Raw genomic sequence first — 21,370 nt, 5'->3', positions numbered from 1 at the left:
CAAACAACAGGCGGCTTGCGGATTGCAATCAGAGGAAGGCACGCCGGCTGTGCGGCGGGGAACGGCGATCAATTGACAGGAGCGTCAGCCTTGCACGGCGCTTCCAGACCCTTGAGCAGCAGCGCCAACAGCGCATCGATCCGCGCCGGGGCGCCCGGTTCCTTCCATTCCTCGGCATGGGCGGGATGGTGGAAGCGGCTGGTGGCGTCGAAGATGGCGCGCGCGGTCACCTTGATGTCGGCGACCTCGAAAGCGCCCTGCTTGACGCCGTCGGCGAGGATCAGCGCGATCTGATCGACCAGGCAGTCCTTGTGGCAGCTCACGGATTTGCAAGCCTCGCGCGCCAGCGCCAGGTAGGTCGCAAACATCTCGGGATCGTCGCCAAGCCGCTCGCGCTTGATCGCAAACATCGTACGCAGCCACTTGTCGAGCCGCGCCGACGCCGGGCCTTCGCTCTCGGCGATCTTGAGCAGCGGCGCGCTGAGGCGGTCGAGCCAACGCTTGGCGACCGCCTCGCGCAGCGAGGCCTTGCTGGGGAAATGGCGATAGACGCTGCCGTGGCTGACATCCAGCGCACGGGCAACGTCCACTACGGTCGCCTTGGCGAGGCCATAGCGGCGCAAGACGTCCTCAGTAACCTCCAGAATCCGTTCGGGGGTCAGAACCACGACTTCGTTCATGCGCGCACCTTTGATGCGATCGGACGGCTGGTCATCTAGTCCCCTCTACTACTGCCCCTGTAAACCCCGGGTGGGGTTAATGTTTCGCCGCCGGCTCAAACCGCTCGGCCTGGGCGGCCAGATGCCGAGCAACGCTCTGGTCAAGCCAACGCTGAATTTGGGTCGCAAGTTGAATGAGATGGGTCGTCATAACGGTAGTCCTTTGCAAGTCCCCGGCTCCGAACCAATTGGGCCGGGTAACGCCCTAGTACCGGCGTCGGAAATGCATATAGCATCTCGCGCTGACAGATTTCAATATCTGTCAGACAATAATCCGTGAGGTAACGGGGTGGTCCAAGAGCCGGACACCGGCCGGTGACCTCCTATTGCTCATCTTTCGGGGGCATCCGCGGCGGCAGCAGCGGGGTAAAGGACACCTCGTCGCCGTCGCGGGGCGTGGCCAGCAGCCCCCCGCCTGTCGAGGGATCACCGCCGGACGTGTCCAGGATGGTGCCGGGCGTGATGTATTCCCGGGCGGCCTGCAGCAGGCTGCCCCCGCCGTCGCCGAAATCGGCGGCCCGGCCGCCCTGCGGCCGGCCGGCGGCGATCTCGGAAGCCGCCTTGTCGCTCTTCTGCGCGAGGCTGTCGGTATAGGCCAGGCGGTAAGCCCGCGGGATGCCGCTCGGCCGGTTGCCGTCGTCGAGCGCCTCGACCCAGAGATAAATCGAGCCCCGATCGCCCTCCAGCGAATGCGGCTCCACGATACGGACCTGCAGCACCTTGAAGGTGGCCGGCAGGCGGTCGATCGTCGCCCAGCCAAGGAGGCCCCGCGCGCCAATGAAGCTTGCAATGTAGAACGCGCTGGTCACGACCACCGCCACCGCCTTGGCCTGCCATGGTAACCGCGCATAGACTAGAACGACCAGCAGCAGCGCGCCGATCAGCGCGTAGCTGATGGAGAGCGTGAGGACGACTGATTGCAGGTTACTCACGGCGCGGCATCCTGACGCCGGTTTTCGGATCGATGTCGGCGCCGTTGGCGCGGACGTTGCGGAACGTCTCCATCAGCGATTTGGGCCGCTGCTGGACGTCGATCACCTTGCCCTCCCCATCGAGCCAGAAGCGCAGCGCGGTCTTTTCGTGGCCGGTGTGGTCGACGGTCAGCTTGTTGTCGAAGATCACCTGCGCGGTCGGATTGAGCTTCTGGACCTTCACGTTCACGGTGACGGGCTGGCCGGTGGTGGCCTGGAAATGCGAGACGTTGACGGTGTACTCGCCTGGCACAATGCCGCGCACGGTGACGATCTCCTCGCGAATCGGCGACGGGATCTTCTTGCCATTGACGACGATGAAATCATTGGCGCCGCCGCGGTCGTCACGGTCGAGGGTGAGGAAGCCAGCCTCGCGGCGGCGGTACCAGGCGATGTTGCCGGCGGGATCCTGCACGAACAGGTCGAGATCGTCAGGATGATTGTCCGGCCAGTCCATGGTGATGATGAACTCGGCGTTGGAATCGATCTTGCCGTCCTTGGCATCCGGCGAGACCGCCAGCAGCGCCAGGAAGAACAAGAACGCGATCACCTGCAGCGCCTTGAACAGCATCACGCCGAGCGGATCGAACGGCTCCTCGCGCGGATAGAGGCCGAAATCATCCATCATGGCGGCGTTCCAGCGCGGGCGTGACATGCGTCTCGGTCAACACGACGGCGTCGGAAAACACCCGCTGGGTCGCAGCATCCAGCATGTAGTATTGGATCTTGACGAGGATGGAGCCGATCAGGCCGGCCAGCGTCGTGTACATCGCCACCGCCATGCCGTCGCTCATCAGCCCCATGGAGGACTTCATCGCGACCTTGTCGGCCGCATCGAGCGTTGCGATCGGCGCCAGCATGATGATGAAGCCGATGATAGTGCCGAGCAGGCCGAGCTTCATCAGCGTATCGGAGACGAACGCACCAAACCCGTTGGAGCCGCGCAGGCGGTCGGCGAGCGAGCGCAGGAGGAGCGTCTGGTCGATCCGTCCTGCGGTCTGCGCCTCCGCCTTCTGCACGAGGCTGCGGATGTGATCCGGCACCAGCCCCGTCGGCAGCGCATGCGCGTCGGCGAGCGCCCTCGCCCCGCCCGGCGCCGACAGGATGGCGCGGCAGCGCCGCGCGATCTCGCCCTCGCGCGCGATTGCGCGGCTCCGCCAGAAGCAATGGAAGCACGTGACGAAGTAGAGGACGGCGATGACGCTCGAAATATAGGTGCGGTCGGAGACGACCATCAGGTGAAGCAGCCCGTAGCGCCAGAGCACGACGCAGGCGAACACCGATAGGCCGGTGAAGATCATCCATAGCAGGAGAACGCTGCGCTCCGAGGTGTCCGCGGAGGAAATGGTTTCGGCGCTTGCCGTGACACTCATGCCTGCACACAGCTCCTGTAAGCCGTCACCTTCTGGCCGGCACCGAACCTTTGTTAGATCAGCCGTTGCAGCGCCGTCCAAAGAGATATGCCCGGGGTTTGCTGGGAAAATTTCCCAAGCTGGACCTCCCGCCCCGCTTGCAATTTGGCACCGGTCGGCGGTGCTGTTAGGCTCGCCGGCACTGCCCGCGGAGTGATCGCATGCGCCTTGTGCTTCAACTCGTCGCCCGCCTGTTCATCGTCGTCATCCTGTGCCTCGGGGCCGCCACCATCTGGGCGACGATCGATGCCTACCGCAGCGTCGACCGCGCCACGGCCGCTTCGGCCGAGCGCGTCTCGGTCGCACTGGAGGCGCTGTACTGGCGCGAATTGCTGCTCCGCAGCAGCAGAATGCGCGAGCAGCTCGTGCCGACGGCGGAATGGCGTACCATTCAGACCATGAGCCTGATTTCGCCCGGCATCTGCGTCCGGATCGAACCATCAGGTGCGTTCGAAAGGCCGCTCTGCGGCCAGAGCAAGGGTCTGGGCCAGACCCCGCCGCGCTGGTTCGCAGCCACGGTGGAGACCGTGCTTGGCAGTCACGCCCCGGTCGTCCGTCCCATCAGCGCGCGCGCCGCCAATGCCGGCAGCATCTCGGCCACGGCCGATCCGCAGGCCGCGATCGCGCTGGCGTGGCAGCACGTGCTCGACAACATCCACCTTGCTTTGCTGATGGCGGTCGCGATCGCGCTGCTCGCCTCGCTGGCGATTGCGCATACGTTGGCGCCGGCGCGGCAGATCGTGACCGCCCTGCAGCGGATGGCGCGCGGCGAGTACCGGACACAGCTGCCCCGCTTCCGCTCGGTGGAACTTGCTATGATCGGCCAGGCCGTCGGCGAGCTTGGCGACCGCCTCGCGCTGGCGACCGAAGAGCGTGCCGCGCTGACGCGGCGCCTGCTTGAAATCCGCAGCGACGAGCGGCGCGCGCTGGCCCGCGAGCTGCACGACGAGTTCGGGCAGAACCTGACCGCGATCCTCGCCTTTGCCAACACGATCGAGGCCGCCAGCGCGCTGGAGCATGGCGAGAACGAGGTGGCGCAGGATGCGCGGATGATCTCACAGGCTACCCACCGGATCATGGCCTGCCTGCGGGACACGCTAAACCGCCTGCGCCATCCGCCGGCCGAGGAACTTGGGCTGGAGGCCTGCCTGATCGACCTCGTCGACGGCTGGCGGTCGCGGAATCCCGCGCAGCCGATGATCCAGCTCGATCTCAAGGGCGACCTCGCCGACGTCCGTGGCGCGGTCGCTGCGGCGGCCTACCGGGTGGCCCAGGAATGCCTCACCAACTCGCTGCGGCACAGTTCGGCGCGTGAGATCGTGCTGCGGATCGAGCGGCGCAGCGGCGCGGAAAACGCGCTGCTGGTCCATGTCGAGGACGACGGCGGCGGCAACGCCGCCAAGGTTGCGGCGTCGACCGGCTTCGGACTGACGGGCATTCGCGAGCGGATCACCGCACTGGGCGGCTCGCTGTCGATTGCGGACGCCCATCGCGGGGTGCGCGTGGCCGCCACGATCCCGCTTGCGGCCTGATGACCACCTCACCAACTCAGGGCGTTTCGACCCAAGCGATGTCAACTCAAGGCATTTCGATCCTGCTGGTCGACGACCATCCTGTCGTCCGGCAGGGCTACCGGCGCGTCCTCGAACATCAGGACGATTTTCATGTGGTGGCTGAGGCCGACAACGCGGCCGATGCCTACCGGGCCTTCAAGGCGCATGTCCCCGACGTCGTGGTGATGGATATCTCGATGCCGGGGCCCAGCGGGCTCGAGGCTCTCAGGAACATCCACTCCCGCAGTTCCGGAACCCGTATTCTTGTCTTCAGCATGCATAGCGAGGCCGCTCAGGTGAAGGCCGCCTTCAATGCCGGCGCCAATGGCTATGTGACCAAGGGCTCCGCCCCGGCCGAACTGATCCGGGCGATCCGTTCGATCGTGCGCGGCGAGCAGGCGATCAGCGATGACATTGCCCGCGTCCTGGCGATGGAAAGCCTGTCCCCCTCACGCTCGCTGCTCGACCAGCTCGGCGAACGGGAAATCGAGATCCTACGGCAGCTGGCGGCCGGCGCGACCACGGAACAGATCGCGACGAACCTCAATCTCAGTACGAAGACCGTGCAGAACTATCACTACCTGATCAAGACCAAGACCGGCATGCGGACCGACGCCCAGCTGGTCCGGTTGGCCGTGGAATGCGGCCTGGCCAGCCTGTAGCAGCGGCATTTACCGGTGGGCTTTCGGCCTCTGCCGCAGGCCCGGTTTTCCCCTGTCCGTGGGCCGTACGGGTGGCTTCCCCCGGCGCAATTTGCTAAAGCGCGGCGTAAAAACAAATCGGCCGGGGACCGCCTCGCGCGCCCCTGCCCGTCCGGAGTTTTCGATGATCCCCCGCTACACCCGCCCCGAAATGGCTTCCATCTGGGAGCCCCAGACCCGCTTCAAGATCTGGTTCGAGATCGAGGCGCATGCGGCTGATGCGCTGGCGGAATTGGGCGTGATCCCGAAGGAAGCGGCGAAGACGATCTGGGCCAAGGCCAGGGACGCCACCTTCAACGTCGCTCGGATCGACGAGATCGAGCGCGAGACCAAGCACGACGTCATTGCCTTCCTGACCCATCTGGCCGAGATCGTCGGCCCCGAGGCGCGCTTCGTCCACCAGGGCATGACCTCCTCCGACGTGCTCGATACCTGCCTCAACGTGCAGCTCACCCGCGCCGCCGATCTCCTGCTATCAGACCTCGACAAGGTGCTGGCCGCGCTGAAGAAGCGCGCCTTCGAGCATAAGATGACGCCGACCATCGGCCGCTCCCACGGCATCCATGCCGAGCCTGTTACGTTCGGGCTCAAGCTGGCCTACGCCTATGCGGAATTCTCCCGCGCCCGCGAGCGCCTCGTCGCCGCGCGCAAGGAAGTCGCGACCTGCGCGATCTCGGGCGCCGTCGGCACCTTTGCCCAGATCGATCCACGCGTCGAAGCGCATGTCGCCAAGGCGATGGGCCTAGTCCCCGAGCCGATCTCGACCCAGGTGATCCCGCGTGACCGGCATGCGATGTATTTTGCAATACTCGGCGTGATCGCCTCCTCGGTCGAGCGACTCGCCATCGAAATCCGTCATTTGCAGCGCACCGAGGTTCTGGAAGCGGAAGAATTCTTCTCCGAGGGCCAGAAGGGCTCGTCGGCGATGCCGCACAAGCGCAATCCGGTGCTGTCGGAAAATCTCACCGGCCTGTCGCGCATGGTGCGCGCCTATGTGACCCCGGCGCTGGAGAACGTTGCGCTCTGGCACGAACGCGACATCTCGCATTCTTCCGCCGAACGCATGATGGGCCCTGACGCCACCGTGACGCTCGACTTCGCCCTGATGCGGCTTGCCGGCCTGATCGAGAAGCTGCTGGTCTACCCCGCCAACATGCAGAAGAACCTCGACCGCCTCGGCGGCCTCGTGCATTCGCAGCGGCTCCTGATCGCCCTGACGCAGAAGGGCGCCAGCCGCGAGGACGCCTACAAATACGTCCAGCGCAACGCCATGCCGGTCTGGCGCGGCGAAGGCGACTTCCAAAGCCTGCTCAAGAAAGACCTTGATGTGAAGAAGCACCTGACCGATGCCGAGATCGAGGAGCAGTTCGACCTCGGCTATCACTTCAAGCACGTCGACACGATCTTCAAGCGGGTGTTCGGGGAGAGCTGATCATTCGGCTGGCGCAGGTGTCGCGCCCTTCGCCGGGGCGCCGTAAAGCCGCATCAGCACGAAGGTCACCGCCAGGATCGCCAGGTAGACGGTGAGCTGCATTGCTGTGGGCTGGTCGGTATAGCCGATCAGCGTGTGCAGCGCCTTGCCGAGCAGGCTGGAGTCGGAAAGCAGCCAGCTCGAATCCCAGACGACACCGTCGAGCGCAGTCAGCCAGTTCGCCCGTTCGAGGAACGCGGTCGCCTGCGCCGCCATGCCGGCCGACAGCAGCGCGATCAGTACCGTCGTGGTGGTGAACAGCGCGCGCGGCGGAATCCGCAAGAGCCCGACATAGGTCAGCCAGCAGACCAGCGCGCCGAGCACCAGCCCGGCAAAGCCGCCGACCGCCACACCCCATCCTGTGTCATTACCGGTCGCCAGCACGCCGTAGAGGAACAGCACGACCTCGCTGCCCTCGCGCAGCACGGCTACGCCGACCACGACGGCCAGCGCCAGCAGCGATTTCTCGCCCGCGACCACGGCCTGCCCCGCCGCGCGCAATTCGCCGGCGAGTTCCTTGCCGTGCCGCGCCATCCAGACATTGTGCCAGGTGAGCATCACCACGGCGAGCGCGAGGATGCCCGCGTTGAAGACCTCCTGCCCCATGCCGGCAAACAGGTTCGACAGCGCGCCGGCACAGGCGGCGACCACGCAGGCCGCAAGGACGCCCGCGACAACGCCCCCGCCGATCCAGCCGTTGCGGTGCGGCACCGTGCGCGTGACCGCGAGCACGATGCCGATGATCAGACCGGCCTCGAAGACTTCACGAAAAACGATGATCAGGGCTGCGATCACGGTCGGCTTCTTGTTCTTCCTTACTTCACGACCAGCGCGCCGCGCGCCACCTTCTCGTTATACTCGTCGAAGAATTCGTAACGGCCCGGCTTCTGCGCGCGGACATTGATGGTGGCGTCGCTGGAACCGGCGACCACCTTCTCCACCTTCAAGGTCTTGCTCTCGAATTCCATCGCCTTGGCATCGAGGTTCTTCAGCTTGATCACGATCGGCGTGTTGGCGGGCGCGCTGATCTCCGCCGGGTCGAACTTCTTGTCCTTGTAGCTGAGCTGGATCTCGGTAGCGCTCTGCGCGCTTGCCGGGCCGGCTGCGGCCAATGAGACGAGCGCAAGGGCGACCAACAGGGTGAGCTTCGGGAAGGACATGCTTGGCTTTTCCAATATGGCTGACGATATCCGGCGCTGGCATACTCTGCCGGCAGCCATGGCGTGAAGGGGCAAAACGAGGGTATAAGTTGGAGAAGTTCTAAACAGTGCAACTGCTTGGCAGGGCTGCTATGGTATTCCAGCCGATGCCGCCGGTGGCGGCCTCGGTCACGATCCCAGCAGTTTCCCGGCCTTGCCAAGCCGAATTAAATCATTCCAAATTGTCACTGATGCCGTCGACAACCTTAGCGACCCCCTCGCCGGCCGTTGTAGCAACCTAACAGTAACCGCGGATCAACTAAGGTCACAGCGTGTCATCCCCGCCGAAAATCCTCGTCTTCGACTCCGGCCTTGGCGGCCTCACGGTCCTGCGCGAGATCGTCCGGGCCAGGCCCGACGCGCACTATGTCTATGTCGCCGACGACGCGTTCTTTCCTTACGGCCATCACAGCGAGGAACAGATCATCGCCCGCGTGGTGCCGCTGATCGGCGAACTGATCGCGCGGCATTCTCCCGCGCTGGTGGTGATCGCCTGTAACACCGCTTCCACGCTCGTGATGTCGCATCTGCGCAGCGCCTACAGCGTGCCGTTCGTCGGCACCGTACCGGCGATCAAGCCGGCCTGCGCCAGTTCGAAGAGCAAGCGCGTGTCCGTGCTCGGCACCAGGGGCACCGTGAAGCGCGAATATACCCGCCGCCTGATCGAGGATTTTGCGCAAGGCTGCGAGGTGACGCTGGTGGGATCGGGCGAACTCGCCTCACTCGCCGAATCCGCCCTCAGCGGCAACGACGTCCGCGATGCCGATATTGTCGCCGAACTCGCCCCCTGCTTCGTCGGCCAAGGCGCTGAGCGCACCGACACCGTCGTGCTCGCTTGCACCCATTATCCGCTGCTGCTCGACCGCATGACCCGGCTCGCACCATGGCCGGTCGACTGGATCGATCCGGCGCCCGCCATCGCACGGCGCGTATCGGCGCTGCTCGGCTCACCCGGCCGGGCCAACGACGACGCCGGCGCCGAGATGATCTTCACCTCCCAGCGCTCGCACACGCTCGCCCCCGCGCTGATGCCGTTCTTCGGCGGACGCGTGCTGGTGTAACGGCCCGACCCCGAGGGCTATCTGCGCATCGACCAGAGGATGGCGTTGGTGAGCAGCCGCTGATAGCGAGCATCTTGCCAAACCGACGGTTCATGGCCGAGCGCCGTGTAGAATACGCGTCCTTCGCCATAGAGGCGGGTCCATGCGAGCGGCCAACCATAGAATCGTCGATGCACGCCGCTCTTGCCAAGGTCCACCGAGCTTGGGTCGAGGCGCAGCAACACGTTTGATCCAAGATAATCGAAGTCGCTGATCTGGTAGATCTCGTCCTCTATTCGCGACGAATTCCCGAGAAAATCCACTAGGGGATCGCCAGGATCGACCACGTCGATGGTCACGCTCTGATGCCACGGGTGACCATTAAAATAGCCGCCGATCAGATCGAGGTAGTCCGGCCAAGTGTAGAACGTGTCCGTCGCCGAATGAATACCGACGAACCCATGGCCCGAGCTGACAAAGTTGAGAAGAGCTGTCTTTTGCGCATCGCTCATCGGAAGTTCGCCGGACGTGTAGAACATCACGGCGACGTAGCGTCCGAGATTTTCGGCTGAAAGTTCAGAGGTGTCTTCCGTTGCAGTGACTTCAAAGACACCCGAATTGCTTCCGAGCTGCGTCAGGATTGTCTTGGAAAGCGGTATTACTTCATGCCGATAGCCGGCCGAGTGACTGAAATAAAGAACGCGCTTTGTCATCGGACGCTCCGCATGCGCGCCGAGTGGCCGAACTGCCGCCGCGCCACCAAGGAGCGCGATGAACTCACGTCGTCTCACGGTCCGCTCCACGAAACCCAAGCAATCGTGCGGAACAAGATTAGCACGGTGGCGTCTGAAATCATGACGCCGCGCAAAAACAAAGTGGCTCGATAAGTCGTGAATTTGCCCCTATGGTCCCCTCGCCGAATGATATGCAGTCATTTCAGCAGGGAGTTGCCGCTGTGACCTCCGCAAAGCCTGCGCCGCTCAACCGCCTGCGCCAGCTCTGGCGCGAGGGGCGCCCGACCTTCGGCGCGATCGCGACCATTCCCTCGATCCAGACCGTGCAGATCATGGGCCGTTCCGGCATCGACTGGATCATCATCGATCTCGAACACGGGCCGATCGATCTCGGCGCAGCGCATGCGATGATCACGGCGACATCAGGCACGCCCTGCGTGCCGATGGTGCGGATTGCCGCCAACGAGCCGTCGCTGGCAAAAGCGCCGATGGACCTCGGCGCGCTCGGCATCAACTTTCCGATGATCTGCAGCCGGGTTGAGGCCGAAAAGGCGGTGCGCAACGTGCGCTATCCGCCGAAGGGCGACCGGCTATGGGGTCCGTTCCATGCGCCGTTCCGCTGGGGCGTTTCGATGGCGGACTACATGGCGACCGCTGATGACGACATGATCTGCATGATCACCATCGAGCATGTCGAGGCGGTCAACCGCATCGACGAGATCATGGCGACGCCCGGCATCGACCTCGCGGTGATCGGCCCGGGCGACCTTGCGACCTCCATCAACAAGCGCGGCCTGCCCGATGATCCCGAGGTGGTGGCGCTGATGAAGCGCGCCGAGGAAGGCATCCTCAAAAGCGGCGTGCCGATCGGCGGCGTCGCCCGCACCGCCGAGCAGGCCAATGCGATGATCGCGCGCGGCTATGTGGCGCTGGCGCTCGGCTTCGACTGGTCGCTGTTCCAGCGCGGCATCGCGGCGAGCCTGGACGGAATCAAGCGATAGGTAACGAGATGGCGGCAAGCCCCTCGAAATCCTCGAGGTTTGCGCCGCCCTCGGAGGCCACGTCGAGCGCTGGCGGGGCGCTCGGGGGTGCGAACCTTCTGGCGTCAAATCGCCTTGTTCGTGCTAGATGAGGTCCTGCAGGCCGCTCGCCGCGGCTAGCCAGTTTCTGATTTGCCTATTGTGGAGACCCGGGCAGAGCATGCGCGGAACGGTTCGAAAAATCACACTGCCGCGCCGCCTCGTCGCCGACCTCATGCACGCCTCGATCCGCGTGCCCTTTGTTTCGCTGACCCGCCCCCTCAACCTCCGCGTCCTCTCGGAGGCCCGCGCCCAGGCCGCCGAGCGGCCGGGCTGGGCTGCGATCTTCGTCAAGGCGTTCGCGCTGGTGGCGAAGGAACAGCCGATCCTGCGCACCCTCTATGTCAAATGGCCGCTGCCCGCCTTCTATGAACTGCCGCGCAGCGTCGCGATGGTGGCGATCGCCCGGATCGAGGACGGGCAGGATTGCGTGCTGCCGCAAAAGGTGGCCGCCCCGGATGAATTATCGCTTGCCGAGGTCGACGCGCTGATCCGGCACGCCAAGACGGCCCCGATCAACGAGGTGCCGGCGTTTCGCAAGATCCTGCGCACCACCCGGCTTCCTTTGCCCCTGCGTCGCCTGTTCTGGGCGATCGGGCTCAATTTCGGCCGCCAGCGGGCCAATTATTTCGGCAGTTTTGGCGTCACCTCGGTGGCCGCCTATGGCGCCGGGCAGCTCCATGCCGTCAGCCCCGGGCCGTTCGTCCTGAGCTATGGGGTGGAAAAGCCCGACCAGACCATCGAGGTGGTGCTGCGCTGGGATCACCGGGTTACCGACGCCGCCCCAATGGCCAAGGCCCTGAACCGGCTGGAACAGGTGCTGAACGGGGAAATTGCCGCCGAATTGCGCGCGAATCGGCAAACCGAGCCCAAACCCGTCCGGGCGGTCGCGACCTGACCACCGCTTGGCGGTCATTCCAGGTTCGCCTCTTCGAGGCGCCCCGGAATGACGGGCCTGGAAGGACCCCTTTTCGTTGACAGGACGGCAGTTTCTCCTTAATACCCCGCTTGCTCGCGGGCCGGTTTCGGCCCGCGATGCGTTTCGCGACCCGTGGTTCTCCCCGAGCTTTCGAGGCGGATCTGTCGGCCCCGGCCCTGCCGGTGCACAGGAGGGCGCGTTTCCTCAAAACTCAAACGTACGCAGAGGACGCGATGACAAAGCGCAGTGAGGCGAAATACAAGATCGATCGCCGTATGGGCCAGAATATCTGGGGCCGCCCGAAGAGCCCTGTGAACCGCCGTGAATACGGCCCCGGCCAGCACGGCCAGCGCCGCAAGGGCAAGCTGTCCGACTTCGGCGTCCAGCTCCGCGCCAAGCAGAAGCTCAAGGGCTATTACGCCAACATTTCCGAGCGCCAGTTCCACGGCATCTATGTCGAGGCCGGCCGGATGAAGGGCGACACCGGCGAGAACCTGATCGGCCTCCTCGAGCGCCGTCTCGACACCGTGGTCTATCGTGCCAAGTTCGTGGCGACGATGTTTGCCGCTCGCCAGTTCATCAACCACGGCCACATCAAGGTGAACGGCCGCCGCGTCAACATTCCGAGCTACAAGCTCAAGCCGGGCGACCTCGTCGAGATCAAGGAAGCCTCCAAGCAGCTCACACCGGTGCTGGAAGCCAGCCAGCTCGCCGAGCGCGACGTGCCCGACTTCATCGAGGCCGATCACGCCAAGATGACCGCGAAGTTCACCCGCATTCCGGCGCTGTCGGACGTGCCGTTCGCGGTGCAGATGGAGCCGCATCTGATCGTCGAATTCTATTCGCGCTGATCGGTTTTCAGCTCCGAGCTATCGAAGGCCCCGGTTCTACCGGGGCCTTTTTGTTTGAGGGGAGTTATTGACGAAGGCGCATTGTATCCTATAGGATACGTCATGTTCGAGATACTGACGACCGATGAGTTCGATCGATGGCTTTCAGATCTCGCAGATGAAAGGGCCAGGACCAAAATTGCTTCGCGCGTAGCGCGACTGCGCTTTGGGAACGCCGGCGACGTCAAGCCAGTCGGCGAAGGCGTCAGCGAAATGCGCGTCCATCATGGCCGGGATACCGCGTCTATTACAAGCAAATGGAAAGAACGATCATCGTCATTCTGTGCGGTGGAGATAAGTCGAGCCAAGCCAAGGATATCAAGCGAGCGAAGGAAATTGCTGCTGAATTGTGAGAGGACCGCCATGATCAAGATTTCGAAATTCGAGGCCGCAAATTACCTGAAGAGCCCGCAGGCAATGGCCGATTACCTTTCCGAGGCGCTGGCAACGGACGATCCGGAATTCATCTGCGACGCACTCGATACGATCGCCCGGGCCAAAGGCATGACTCAGGTTGCGAAGGAGACCGGCCTCTCCCGAGAGAGCCTCTACAAATCGCTGAGCGGTACGACAAAGCCTGAATTCGACACAATCAGAAAAGTAATCAACTCTTTCGGACTTCGGCTCGTTGCTGAACCTATCGACAAGACCGAAGTAGCTTGACTGGCGCTCCGGAAGCGCCCATGCGACGCTAACCCGAACGTCGTCGTAACAAGCGCCAAAATGCGTGCTTCTGCTGGCCCATAACAATGTGAGCGAGAGAATCCTCCATGCACTATACCCCTGCCCCGCGCGATCCCAAGGCTGAACCCATCCGCATCAACCTGCTGTCGGACACGCAGACGCGTCCCACACCGGCGATGCGCGAGGCGATCGCGCGGGCGGAGGTCGGCGACGAGCAGATCGGCGACGATCCGACCGTGAACCTGCTCTGCGAACGGGTCGCCGAGCTGCTCGGCAAGGAGGCCGCCGTGTTCATGCCGTCAGGCACGATGTGCAACGTCGCGGCGACGCTGGCCCATTGCCGGCCGGGCGACGAGCTTCTAGCCCATGCGACCGCGCATATCATCGCGCGCGAAGGCGGTGCGCATGCGGCGCTCGGCGGCTTCCAGGTCACGCAACTACCCGGCGATGGCGGGCAGTTTACCCCGCAAACGTTCCGCGCCGCCCTGCACCCGCGCTCGCGCTACCAGCCGCCGCAGACCCTCGTCAGCGTCGAGCAGACCGCCAACATTGGCGGCGGCACGATCTGGAAGAAGGCCGCGCTGGATGAGGTTGTGCAGATCGCCAAGGCGAACGGGCTCATCACCCATATGGACGGCGCGCGGCTGCTGAATGCCTGCGTCGCGACCGGCATATCGGCGCGCGACATGACGGCGGGATGGGACTCGGCCTGGATCGACTTCTCGAAAGGCCTCGGCGCGCCGATCGGCGGCGCGATCGCCGGGAGCCGCGCCTTCATCGACGAGGTCTGGCGCTGGAAGCAGCGGCTCGGCGGATCGATGCGGCAGGCCGGTATCGCCGCCGCGGCCTGCATCTATGCGCTCGACCATCACGTCGACCGCCTCGCCGACGATCATGCCAATGCGCGGGCGCTGGCACGGGGCCTGTCGCAGATCAACGGCATCGAGGTGCAGGAGCCCGAGACCAATTTGGTGTTCTTCAAGCCTGACGGCGCCGGCGTTCCCGGCAACAAGATGGTCGAGGCCTTGCGCAAGCGCGGCGTACTGCTCGCCATGATGGACGGCCGCATCCGCGCCTGCACCTATCTCGACGTCAGCGCCGACATGATCGAGGAGACTGTCGGCCTCGTGCGCGAAATCGTGCGCGGGGCTTAAAGCCGGCTCGAATTCAGGCTGTGGCCGGCGTGCGCCCTCGCCACAGCGCGCTGCCGAGCAAGAGATAGGCGGCACCGGTCCACAGCGCCTGCCAGTTCTCAAAGCCCTCGTTGAGCACGACATACAGAGCGGAAAGCGCGAACAGTCCGGCAAATACGGCTTCCGAAAGCGGCCGCTCGCCGGATTTCGAACCGTTGAGGAAGGCCAGCGTCCAGAACGGCACCACGGCCATGGTCAAGGCGGCGAACGGGAAATCGCGCCAGCGCGCGTCGAAGATCAGGCTGAGCGCGGTCTCGCCCGCAATGAGCGTCGTCACGATCAGCGTGATGCCCAGCATGTTGGTCATGAACAGCGGAGTGAGGCCCTTGGGTGGCCCCAACACTTCGAGGAACGACGGCAGCGGCCGCCCCGACATCAGCGCGTGGGTCGAAAGCAGCGGCGCCGTCACGGCCGCCATCAGCATGAAACCCTGGATCAGCCAGCCGCCGAGCCCGTAGCTTTCGAGGAGCATCTTGTCGACGCTGATCCCGAGCAATGTCCCGCCGACGATGGCGGATACGGCGACCGCGATCCATGACGCCAAGCGCGGCGGCGACGGCTGCTTCTTCGGTGCGAACATGGCGACAGCGAATATGCAGATGCAAAGCAGCAGCCCGCCCGCCATCTGTAGCTTCCAAAAGGGGTAGTTGCTGATGGCGACGCCGGCCAGATATTTCAGCTTGCGCTCGGTCCCGTCGAACAGTCCCCAATAGCCGCCGACGGTGCCTTCCCAGCGGCGCTTCCACGGCTCGTCATAAGCCTCGAACAGATTGACGCGGAAATTGTCCCGCCTCGCGCGCTCGAGAATCTGGGAAATGAATCGCGCCTGGTTGACGCGGGAAGCCAGCGCACCGTCGCGCATCCGCCCAAAGCTCGGCCAGCCAGTCTCCCCGATCAGGATCTCCTTGCCGGGAAAGGCCGCCACCACCTGCTTTCTGATGTCATCGACATGCGCGGCCGCGTCTTCGGCACGCGGCGGAACGTCCTCCCAATAGGGCAGGAAATGCGCGGTGACGAAATCGACATCGGCGCCGACTTCCCGGTACCGCAGCCAGAACTCCCAGACATCGGCATAGGTCACCGGCACACTGACGCGCGGCTTCACCGACTGGATGGTCTGGCGAAGGTCGCCCACCGTCATGTCGCCGCGCAGCAGCACTTCGCTGCCGACGATGATCGCCGCCACCGTGGTGGGATGATCCTTTGCCAGCGCGACCGCGATGTCGCAGAGCTCTGCGTTCTTGGCGCGGTCGCGGCCGAGCCATATGCCGAGCAGGACCTTCAATCCCGCCCTCGACGCCAGCTCGGGCACCTTGTCGAGGCCGTTGTCGATCGAATAGGTGCGGATGCACTTGGAAACCTTCGCGAGCTCGCGCAAATCCTCCGAGATCTGCTCGGGACGGACGATGAGCGTCGGATCATGCGGGGTCTGCTCGTTGCGGAACGGCGCGTAGGAAACGCATTCCAGCTTCGCCGCATCGTCGATCGGCGCACGCGTCAGCGCGACGGGAGTGGCGAGCCACCACCACACCGCAACGACGATGCTCAGCGATAGAATCAAAAGCGCCAGCGGCGTGCGGATGCCGATTGTCCTGCTCCCCAAAGCGTAAGTAGATCGGCCTATTTAGCCCCGCATGACAGCCCTGTCGACCGCCGATGCGGCCGCGTTGCGCTCGATCACGGAAGAAGTGATAGTAGATTGCATCAAACGCAAAGCATGAGCGCTGCCTTGTTTTGCTCAAAATTGATCGGGGCATAGCGATTGGAATGATGTCGTTCAAGAGATTTTCCCGGCGGCAATTCGGCAGGATCGCAGGCTGGTCGGCGCTGGGGATGTCGATGCTGCCGGCGGCGCCTGGATTGACTCAATCGGACGCGCGGAGCGGAGCGCGAAACATGCCCGCCTCTTCCGGCTTTCCGAACGGTTTTCTGTGGGGCACGGCGACTTCCGCCTATCAGATCGAGGGCGCCGTGAACGAGGACGGTCGCGGCCCATCGATCTGGGACCGTTTTTCCCACACGCCCGGCGCGATCGCAGATGGCAGCAATGGCGACACTGCAACCGACCATTACCGTCTCTACAAGGAAGACATTCACCTGATGAAGGAGCTGGGGACGAAGGCCTATCGATTTTCGATTGCATGGCCGCGCGTCTTTCCGGACGGGACCGGCTCGCCCAATCCAAAGGGCCTCGATTTTTACAAGCGCCTGATCGACGAATTGTCGGCGAACGGCATCGAGCCGTTTGCGACGCTCTATCACTGGGACCTGCCGCAGGCGATGCAGGAGCGCGTCGGCGGCTGGACCTCGCTCGAGACGCCGAACGCATTTGCGGACTACGCCGGCTATGTCGCCCGGCAGCTCGGCGATCGCGTGAAGTATTTCTTCACGATCAACGAATGCTCCCGGCTCGTCCATCTCGGCCACGGCCTCGGCGGCGATGCGCCGGGCCTCAAGCTGCCGCCATCCGGACTGAATCAGGTCCGCCATCACGTCGCGCTCGCCCACGGCCTTGCGGTCCAGGCCATCCGCGCGCAAGGACGCAGCGGCACCAAAGTCGGCCCGGCCGAGAATGTCGTGAGCTGCATCCCGGCCATCGAAACACCCGCCAACATCGGCGCCGCCGAAAAAGCAACGCGCGAGCTCAACGCTGGCTACATGACGGTCATGATGGAGGGAAAATATACGGACGCCTATCTGGAAAAGGCCGGCCGCGACGCGCCGAAATTCACCCCTGAGGACTTGCGCGTCATTTCATCGCCGATCGATTTCGTCGGGCTGAATGTCTATACGCCCGACCACTACGTCATCGCCGCCGACAACTCTCGCGGCTTCACGCTGGCGCCCTTCCCCGCCTCGTTCCCGCATATGAAGGCGGACTGGCTGCGGCCCGGACCGGAGGCGATCTATTGGGTGCCGCGGCATGTCGCCAAATTGTGGAACGTGAAGTCGATCTACATCACCGAGAACGGCACCTCGGGAAGCGACAAGCCGGCGGCGGACGGCACCATCTACGACGTCGATCGCATCATGTACCTGCGCAATTATCTGACGCAGTTGCAACGCGCGACGTCCGAGGGGCTGCCCGTAACAGGCTATTTCCTGTGGAGCCTGATGGACAATTTCGAATGGTCGGACGGATATGAGCAGCGCTTCGGCATCTATCACGTCGATTTCGAGACCAAGCGCCGCACGCCGAAGCTGAGCGCGTCATTCTATCGCGAGACGATCGCGCGCAACGCGGTAGTCTAGACGCGTGCCGGTCAGTCCTTGCGCAGACCTTTGCCCAGCGCCTCGTACATGATCGTCTTCAGCGCAAGCTGAATCCGGCCACCCTGCGTCGGGGCCTGCACCATGAAGACAACGAGCAGGTCATCCACGGGATCGACGAAATAGAAGCTGCCCCCCGCCCCGTCCCACCGGTATTCTCCGAGCGGCCACGTCGTATTCGGCGGGGGCGCGGTACGTATCGCAAAGCCGAGGCCAAAGCCGCTGCCCGGTCCCGGAAAGTAGAAGGGGTCATGAATGATCCCGGTCTCCGGGCCGATCTGATCCGACGTCATCAGTGCGACCGTTTCGGGCTTGAGATAACGCTTGCCGTCCAGTTCGCCGCCGTTCAGCAGCATCTGCAGGAAGCGGGCGTAGTCGCCAGCCGTCGAGACCAGGCCGGCACCGCCGGATTCCCAGCGCCGCGCCTCCGTCGCATCCTTGATGCCGGCCACGCGAAAACGATCAACGGGATACGCCTGGGCGATCCTCGGCCATTTGGCTTTGTCCGCAACATAGTACGCGGTCTCGGACATGCCGAGCGGATCGAACAATCTCTGCTTTTCGAATTGAAACAGCGACTGCCCTGAAGCCACCTCAACGACACGACCAAGCACGTCTGTGGAATGGCTATAGTTCCAGCGCACCCCCGGCTGATCGGCGAGCGGCAGTGAAGCGATCCGGTCGGCGAATTCGGCATTGTCGTAGTCGCCGGCGTAGAGCTTAGGATCGGCATAAAGTTTCTGCACCTGGGTTTCGCCGAAGAAGCCGTAGGTAATACCCGAGGTGTGCCGCAGCAGGTCCCGAATCGTGATGGGACGCTTGAGCGGTTCGAGCTTGAGCGGATACTTTCCTGCTTCATCGGAAAGATCGACGCCGACCTTTGCATCGGCAAAGGAGTGAATGTACTTCGACACTGGATCATCGAGGGACAGTTTGCCGTCTTCCACGAGCATCATCGCTGCGACCGAAGTGACCGCCTTTGACATCGAATAGATTTGGAAAATGCTATCCGGCGTCATCGGCTGCTTGGAGGCAGGATCGCGCACACCGAAACATTCAAGATCCACCAACTTGCCATGCTGCTGGATCAGCAGAACTGCGCCGGGAATCTTACCGGTCGAGATCTCGTTGCGAACGTAATCGCCAATACGGTCAAGGGCTGCCCGTGAGAATGTTGACGCGTCTGGCGTCTTCTCGCTTCCCAACGCATGGGGTGAGCTGCCGAGAAAAACCATTGCGAGCGCCGCCGCGACCAAGCCGTGCCCGATGGCGCCATTATTTCTCCAGCGCTTCATAGACCAACTGCTTCAGGGTCCGCTGGACACGCTGCCGCTCCGTCGGCGTCTGTTCGAGCACGACGAAGAACAGGTCCTGCTTGCGGTCGATGACCATATAGCATCCGCTGGCGCCGTCCCATTTTAGCTCACCCAGCGATCCCGGCGGTGGCGGTTTGGCGTTGCCGGGATCGGTGCGTACGGCAAGCCCGAGTCCCATACCAAAACCATCACCCGGAAAATAGAAATAATCCCGCGCAACTCCGGAGTCCTTGCCGGCATGATCCGAGGCCATCAGCTCGAACGTCTTCGGGCTGAGATAGGTCTTGCCGTCAAAGGCTCCGCCATTGAGCAGCATCTGCGCAAATTTAGAAAAATCCGACATGGTCGAAACCATGCCGCCGCTGGCGGATTCCCATTTCTGCCGGACCTCGGTCCGGTAGAGGCGGCCGACACGGAAATCGCTGTCGTTCGGCAGCGGCTGGGCGAGCCGTTGCAGCCTCTCCGGCTCCGTCACGAAGAAGTTCGTATCGACCATGCCGAGGGGATCGAGCAGCCTTTCCTTCTCGATCTCAAGCAGCGATTTGCCGGACACGATCTCCATGATCCGCGCCAGGATGTCGGTGGAGTGTCCGTATTGCCAGAGCGCGCCCGGCTGGTTGTGCAGCGGCAGCTTGGCGATGCGCTCGGCGAATTCGGCGAGGTCGAATTCGCCAGCATAGAGGTTGGCCTCCTTGTAAGCCTTGCGCACCAGGCTGTCGCCATAGAAGCCGTAGGTGATGCCCGAGGTATGGCGGAAAAGGTCGAGGACCGTGATCGGCCGCTCCAGCGGCACGAGCTCAAGCGTCTTGGTGCCGTCCTCGGCCTTCTTCTCCACGCCGACCTTCATATTCGCGAAGGAGGGAATGTATTTCGAGACGGGATCGTCGAGCTTGAACTTGCCGTCCTGGACCAACTGCATCCCGACAACGGAGGTGATCGCCTTGGTCAGCGACGACAAGCGGAAGATGGTCTTGTCCGTGATCGGCGCTTTCGACACCACGTCCTGCACGCCGAAGGTTTCGTGATAGACCGCCTTGCCATGCTGCTGGATCAGGACGTTCGCGCCGGCGATCTTGCCCGTCTCCACCTCGTTCTTGAAGAATGCGGTGATCTTGGCGAGCTTTTCCTGATTGAAATGCGCGCCCGCTGGAATATCGAATGTGCCTTCGGCGCAGACAGGCGATGCCGCGAGCAACAGCGCGCCGGTGGCCAGCGCGCGCAGGATTTGGCGTGAATTCATTGGACCCCTCTCCCCGGAATTCAGGAGGGAGTGTAACGGAGGCGTGATCAGGGACAAGGGCTGCCGAAGGCCTCCAGAACATCCTGATGCAATTCGCCGCTCGGCCTGGAAAAGCAGCAGAAAACCACGCGCATCAGGTGGGGCGCTGAGGCCAGGGCATCGACCACCGTCTTGACGGCAATTCCGGCGGCCCTGTCCGCCGGAAAGCGGAACACACCGGTGGAGATGGCTGGAAAGGCGATCGAAACAAGGCGATGCGCCTGGCAAAGCTCGATACTGCGACGATAGCACGATGCGAGCAGCGCATCCTCATTGCGCGTACCACCGTACCAGATCGGTCCGACGGCATGGATCACATGTCGCGCAGGGAGCCCGTAACCTTTGGTGATCTTGGCGTCGCCGGTCTCGCAACCGTTCAGCGTCCGGCATTCGGCCAACAGCTCGGGCCCGGCTGCATCGTGGATCGCACCATCGACGCCACCCCCGCCCAGGAGCGACGAATTTGCCGCGTTGACGATGGCGTCAACGCGCAATGTGGTGATGTCGGCAACGATGACTTCGAGCCGCGCCTGGCCGACCTGGCGCGCTGATGCGCTCAGGCGGAGGCCGCCGCGTTGAGGGTGACGCCTTTATCGGCGAACATCTGCTGCAATTCACCGGCCTGGAACATCTCGCGGACGATGTCGCAGCCCCCGATGAACTCGCCCTTGACGTAGAGCTGCGGGATGGTCGGCCAGTTGGAATATTCCTTGATGCCGTTGCGAAGCTCGGCGGATTCCAGGACGTTCAGGCCCTTATAGCCGACGCCGACATGGTCGAGGATCTGCACGACCTGACCGGAAAAACCGCACTGCGGAAACTGCGGCGTCCCCTTCATGAACAGCACGACGTCGTTCGACTTCACTTCGTTGTCGATGAATTGCTCGATGCTCATATTCGCTTCCTTTTAGGGCGCACAGCCCCTCTTGGCTTCACCCGT

General features: G+C 63.5%; 22 protein-coding genes. 10 read left to right on the top strand and 12 right to left on the bottom strand.

The annotated features are described in order from the left end of the window. Positions 1-68 precede the first annotated feature (68 nt). The 4 genes from RX331_RS14130 to RX331_RS14115 all read right to left on the bottom strand — a co-directional run bounded on the left by RX331_RS14130 (position 69) and on the right by RX331_RS14115 (position 3,063). A complete protein-coding gene (locus RX331_RS14130) occupies positions 69-680 on the bottom strand; it encodes a TetR family transcriptional regulator (RefSeq protein WP_317257131.1) in 612 nt (203 codons plus the stop codon). A 362-nt stretch (positions 681-1,042) separates the two neighbouring features. Beyond that, a complete protein-coding gene (locus RX331_RS14125) occupies positions 1,043-1,651 on the bottom strand; it encodes a hypothetical protein (protein WP_317257130.1) in 609 nt (202 codons plus the stop codon). Next, positions 1,644-2,318, bottom strand: a complete 675-nt coding sequence (locus RX331_RS14120) for a hypothetical protein (RefSeq protein WP_317257129.1) — start codon at positions 2,316-2,318, stop codon at positions 1,644-1,646. The genes RX331_RS14125 and RX331_RS14120 overlap by 8 nt, the downstream gene beginning before the upstream one ends. Further along, positions 2,308-3,063: a MotA/TolQ/ExbB proton channel family protein gene (locus RX331_RS14115; RefSeq protein ID WP_317257128.1), complete on the bottom strand. Its 756-nt coding sequence runs from the start codon at positions 3,061-3,063 to the stop codon at positions 2,308-2,310. Before RX331_RS14115 ends, RX331_RS14120 begins: the two co-directional genes overlap by 11 nt. Positions 3,064-3,263: 200 nt before the next feature. Here RX331_RS14115 and RX331_RS14110 point away from each other — a divergent pair, with 200 nt between their 5' ends. The 3 genes from RX331_RS14110 to purB all read left to right on the top strand — a co-directional run bounded on the left by RX331_RS14110 (position 3,264) and on the right by purB (position 6,788). Then, a complete protein-coding gene (locus tag RX331_RS14110; protein ID WP_317257127.1) occupies positions 3,264-4,634 on the top strand; it encodes a sensor histidine kinase in 1,371 nt (456 codons plus the stop codon). A 38-nt stretch (positions 4,635-4,672) separates the two neighbouring features. Continuing rightward, positions 4,673-5,317 (top strand): response regulator transcription factor, encoded by a 645-nt coding sequence (locus RX331_RS14105; protein ID WP_317258122.1) that lies wholly within the window; start codon positions 4,673-4,675, stop codon positions 5,315-5,317. 163 nt (positions 5,318-5,480) lie between these two features. Further along, on the top strand, positions 5,481-6,788 hold the full coding sequence (gene purB, locus RX331_RS14100; RefSeq protein WP_317257126.1) for an adenylosuccinate lyase: 1,308 nt from the start codon (positions 5,481-5,483) through the stop codon (positions 6,786-6,788). On the opposite strand, the gene RX331_RS14095 is transcribed toward purB, so the two are convergent. Next, on the bottom strand, positions 6,789-7,622 hold the full coding sequence (locus RX331_RS14095) for an FTR1 family protein (protein WP_317257125.1): 834 nt from the start codon (positions 7,620-7,622) through the stop codon (positions 6,789-6,791). A gap of 20 nt (positions 7,623-7,642) precedes the next feature. After that, the gene (locus tag RX331_RS14090) at positions 7,643-7,987 is read right to left on the bottom strand and encodes a cupredoxin domain-containing protein (protein ID WP_317257124.1); all 345 of its coding nucleotides are present in this window, start codon (positions 7,985-7,987) and stop codon (positions 7,643-7,645) included. A 311-nt stretch (positions 7,988-8,298) separates the two neighbouring features. Here RX331_RS14090 and murI point away from each other — a divergent pair, with 311 nt between their 5' ends. Further along, positions 8,299-9,087: a glutamate racemase gene (gene murI / locus RX331_RS14085; RefSeq protein ID WP_317257123.1), complete on the top strand. Its 789-nt coding sequence runs from the start codon at positions 8,299-8,301 to the stop codon at positions 9,085-9,087. Positions 9,088-9,104: 17 nt separating this feature from the next. On the opposite strand, the gene RX331_RS14080 is transcribed toward murI, so the two are convergent. Further along, the gene (locus RX331_RS14080; protein ID WP_317257122.1) at positions 9,105-9,857 is read right to left on the bottom strand and encodes a ThuA domain-containing protein; all 753 of its coding nucleotides are present in this window, start codon (positions 9,855-9,857) and stop codon (positions 9,105-9,107) included. A 164-nt stretch (positions 9,858-10,021) separates the two neighbouring features. Here RX331_RS14080 and RX331_RS14075 point away from each other — a divergent pair, with 164 nt between their 5' ends. The 5 genes from RX331_RS14075 (at position 10,022) to RX331_RS14055 (ending at position 14,526) form a co-directional block, all read left to right on the top strand. After that, positions 10,022-10,801 carry an HpcH/HpaI aldolase family protein gene (locus RX331_RS14075; protein WP_317257121.1) on the top strand — a complete coding sequence of 260 codons (780 nt, stop codon included), beginning with the start codon at positions 10,022-10,024 and terminating at the stop codon, positions 10,799-10,801. 199 nt (positions 10,802-11,000) lie between these two features. After that, entirely contained in the window at positions 11,001-11,777 is a 777-nt protein-coding gene (locus tag RX331_RS14070) for an acyltransferase (RefSeq protein WP_317257120.1), read from the top strand. A gap of 254 nt (positions 11,778-12,031) precedes the next feature. After that, on the top strand, positions 12,032-12,649 hold the full coding sequence (rpsD, locus tag RX331_RS14065; protein WP_317257119.1) for a 30S ribosomal protein S4: 618 nt from the start codon (positions 12,032-12,034) through the stop codon (positions 12,647-12,649). Between the two features lie 102 nt (positions 12,650-12,751). Further along, positions 12,752-13,351 (top strand): addiction module antidote protein, encoded by a 600-nt coding sequence (locus tag RX331_RS14060; protein WP_317257118.1) that lies wholly within the window; start codon positions 12,752-12,754, stop codon positions 13,349-13,351. Positions 13,352-13,458: 107 nt separating this feature from the next. Then, positions 13,459-14,526 (top strand): threonine aldolase family protein, encoded by a 1,068-nt coding sequence (locus RX331_RS14055; RefSeq protein WP_317257117.1) that lies wholly within the window; start codon positions 13,459-13,461, stop codon positions 14,524-14,526. A gap of 13 nt (positions 14,527-14,539) precedes the next feature. Here RX331_RS14055 and RX331_RS14050 read toward each other — a convergent pair whose 3' ends face one another. Continuing rightward, entirely contained in the window at positions 14,540-16,168 is a 1,629-nt protein-coding gene (locus RX331_RS14050; RefSeq protein ID WP_317257116.1) for a beta-(1-6) glucans synthase, read from the bottom strand. A gap of 167 nt (positions 16,169-16,335) precedes the next feature. Here RX331_RS14050 and RX331_RS14045 point away from each other — a divergent pair, with 167 nt between their 5' ends. Next, positions 16,336-17,817, top strand: coding sequence for a GH1 family beta-glucosidase (locus tag RX331_RS14045; RefSeq protein WP_317257115.1), 1,482 nt, complete (start codon positions 16,336-16,338; stop codon positions 17,815-17,817). Positions 17,818-17,828: 11 nt separating this feature from the next. Here the strand turns inward: RX331_RS14045 and RX331_RS14040 are convergent, their stop codons facing one another. From RX331_RS14040 to grxD, 4 genes are read right to left on the bottom strand one after another with little or no spacing between them, the layout of a single operon-like run. Beyond that, the gene (locus RX331_RS14040; RefSeq protein ID WP_317257114.1) at positions 17,829-19,130 is read right to left on the bottom strand and encodes a serine hydrolase domain-containing protein; all 1,302 of its coding nucleotides are present in this window, start codon (positions 19,128-19,130) and stop codon (positions 17,829-17,831) included. After that, positions 19,111-20,391 carry a serine hydrolase domain-containing protein gene (locus tag RX331_RS14035; RefSeq protein ID WP_317257113.1) on the bottom strand — a complete coding sequence of 427 codons (1,281 nt, stop codon included), beginning with the start codon at positions 20,389-20,391 and terminating at the stop codon, positions 19,111-19,113. Before RX331_RS14035 ends, RX331_RS14040 begins: the two co-directional genes overlap by 20 nt. A 47-nt stretch (positions 20,392-20,438) precedes the next feature. Then, positions 20,439-20,990, bottom strand: coding sequence for an O-acetyl-ADP-ribose deacetylase (locus RX331_RS14030; protein WP_317258121.1), 552 nt, complete (start codon positions 20,988-20,990; stop codon positions 20,439-20,441). After that, positions 20,987-21,325 carry a Grx4 family monothiol glutaredoxin gene (grxD, locus tag RX331_RS14025; RefSeq protein ID WP_283033879.1) on the bottom strand — a complete coding sequence of 113 codons (339 nt, stop codon included), beginning with the start codon at positions 21,323-21,325 and terminating at the stop codon, positions 20,987-20,989. The genes RX331_RS14030 and grxD overlap by 4 nt, the downstream gene beginning before the upstream one ends. Positions 21,326-21,370 lie beyond the last annotated feature (45 nt).

The sequence above is a fragment of the Bradyrhizobium sp. BWA-3-5 genome, from assembly GCF_032917985.1.
Classification (GTDB): Bacteria; Pseudomonadota; Alphaproteobacteria; order Rhizobiales; family Xanthobacteraceae; genus Bradyrhizobium.
The sequence above is the reverse complement of the archived record's forward strand: the minus strand, read 5'-3'. Positions and strand labels throughout refer to the sequence as shown.

Bases quoted from the DNA above. Each gene is read 5' to 3' on its own strand.
- RX331_RS14120 (WP_317257129.1), bottom strand. From the start codon at position 2,318: ATGATGGATGATTTCGGCCTCTATCCGCGCGAGGAGCCGTTCGATCCG.
- RX331_RS14045 (WP_317257115.1), top strand. From the start codon at position 16,336: ATGTCGTTCAAGAGATTTTCCCGGCGGCAATTCGGCAGGATCGCAGGC.
- RX331_RS14110 (WP_317257127.1), top strand. From the start codon at position 3,264: ATGCGCCTTGTGCTTCAACTCGTCGCCCGCCTGTTCATCGTCGTCATC.
- RX331_RS14130 (WP_317257131.1), bottom strand. From the start codon at position 680: ATGAACGAAGTCGTGGTTCTGACCCCCGAACGGATTCTGGAGGTTACT.
- RX331_RS14040 (WP_317257114.1), bottom strand. From the start codon at position 19,130: ATGAAGCGCTGGAGAAATAATGGCGCCATCGGGCACGGCTTGGTCGCG.
- grxD (WP_283033879.1), bottom strand. From the start codon at position 21,325: ATGAGCATCGAGCAATTCATCGACAACGAAGTGAAGTCGAACGACGTC.
- RX331_RS14105 (WP_317258122.1), top strand. From the start codon at position 4,673: ATGTCAACTCAAGGCATTTCGATCCTGCTGGTCGACGACCATCCTGTC.
- purB (WP_317257126.1), top strand. From the start codon at position 5,481: ATGATCCCCCGCTACACCCGCCCCGAAATGGCTTCCATCTGGGAGCCC.
- RX331_RS14055 (WP_317257117.1), top strand. From the start codon at position 13,459: ATGCACTATACCCCTGCCCCGCGCGATCCCAAGGCTGAACCCATCCGC.
- RX331_RS14115 (WP_317257128.1), bottom strand. From the start codon at position 3,063: ATGAGTGTCACGGCAAGCGCCGAAACCATTTCCTCCGCGGACACCTCG.
- RX331_RS14060 (WP_317257118.1), top strand. From the start codon at position 12,752: ATGTTCGAGATACTGACGACCGATGAGTTCGATCGATGGCTTTCAGAT.
- rpsD (WP_317257119.1), top strand. From the start codon at position 12,032: ATGACAAAGCGCAGTGAGGCGAAATACAAGATCGATCGCCGTATGGGC.
- RX331_RS14035 (WP_317257113.1), bottom strand. From the start codon at position 20,391: ATGAATTCACGCCAAATCCTGCGCGCGCTGGCCACCGGCGCGCTGTTG.
- RX331_RS14090 (WP_317257124.1), bottom strand. From the start codon at position 7,987: ATGTCCTTCCCGAAGCTCACCCTGTTGGTCGCCCTTGCGCTCGTCTCA.
- RX331_RS14070 (WP_317257120.1), top strand. From the start codon at position 11,001: ATGCGCGGAACGGTTCGAAAAATCACACTGCCGCGCCGCCTCGTCGCC.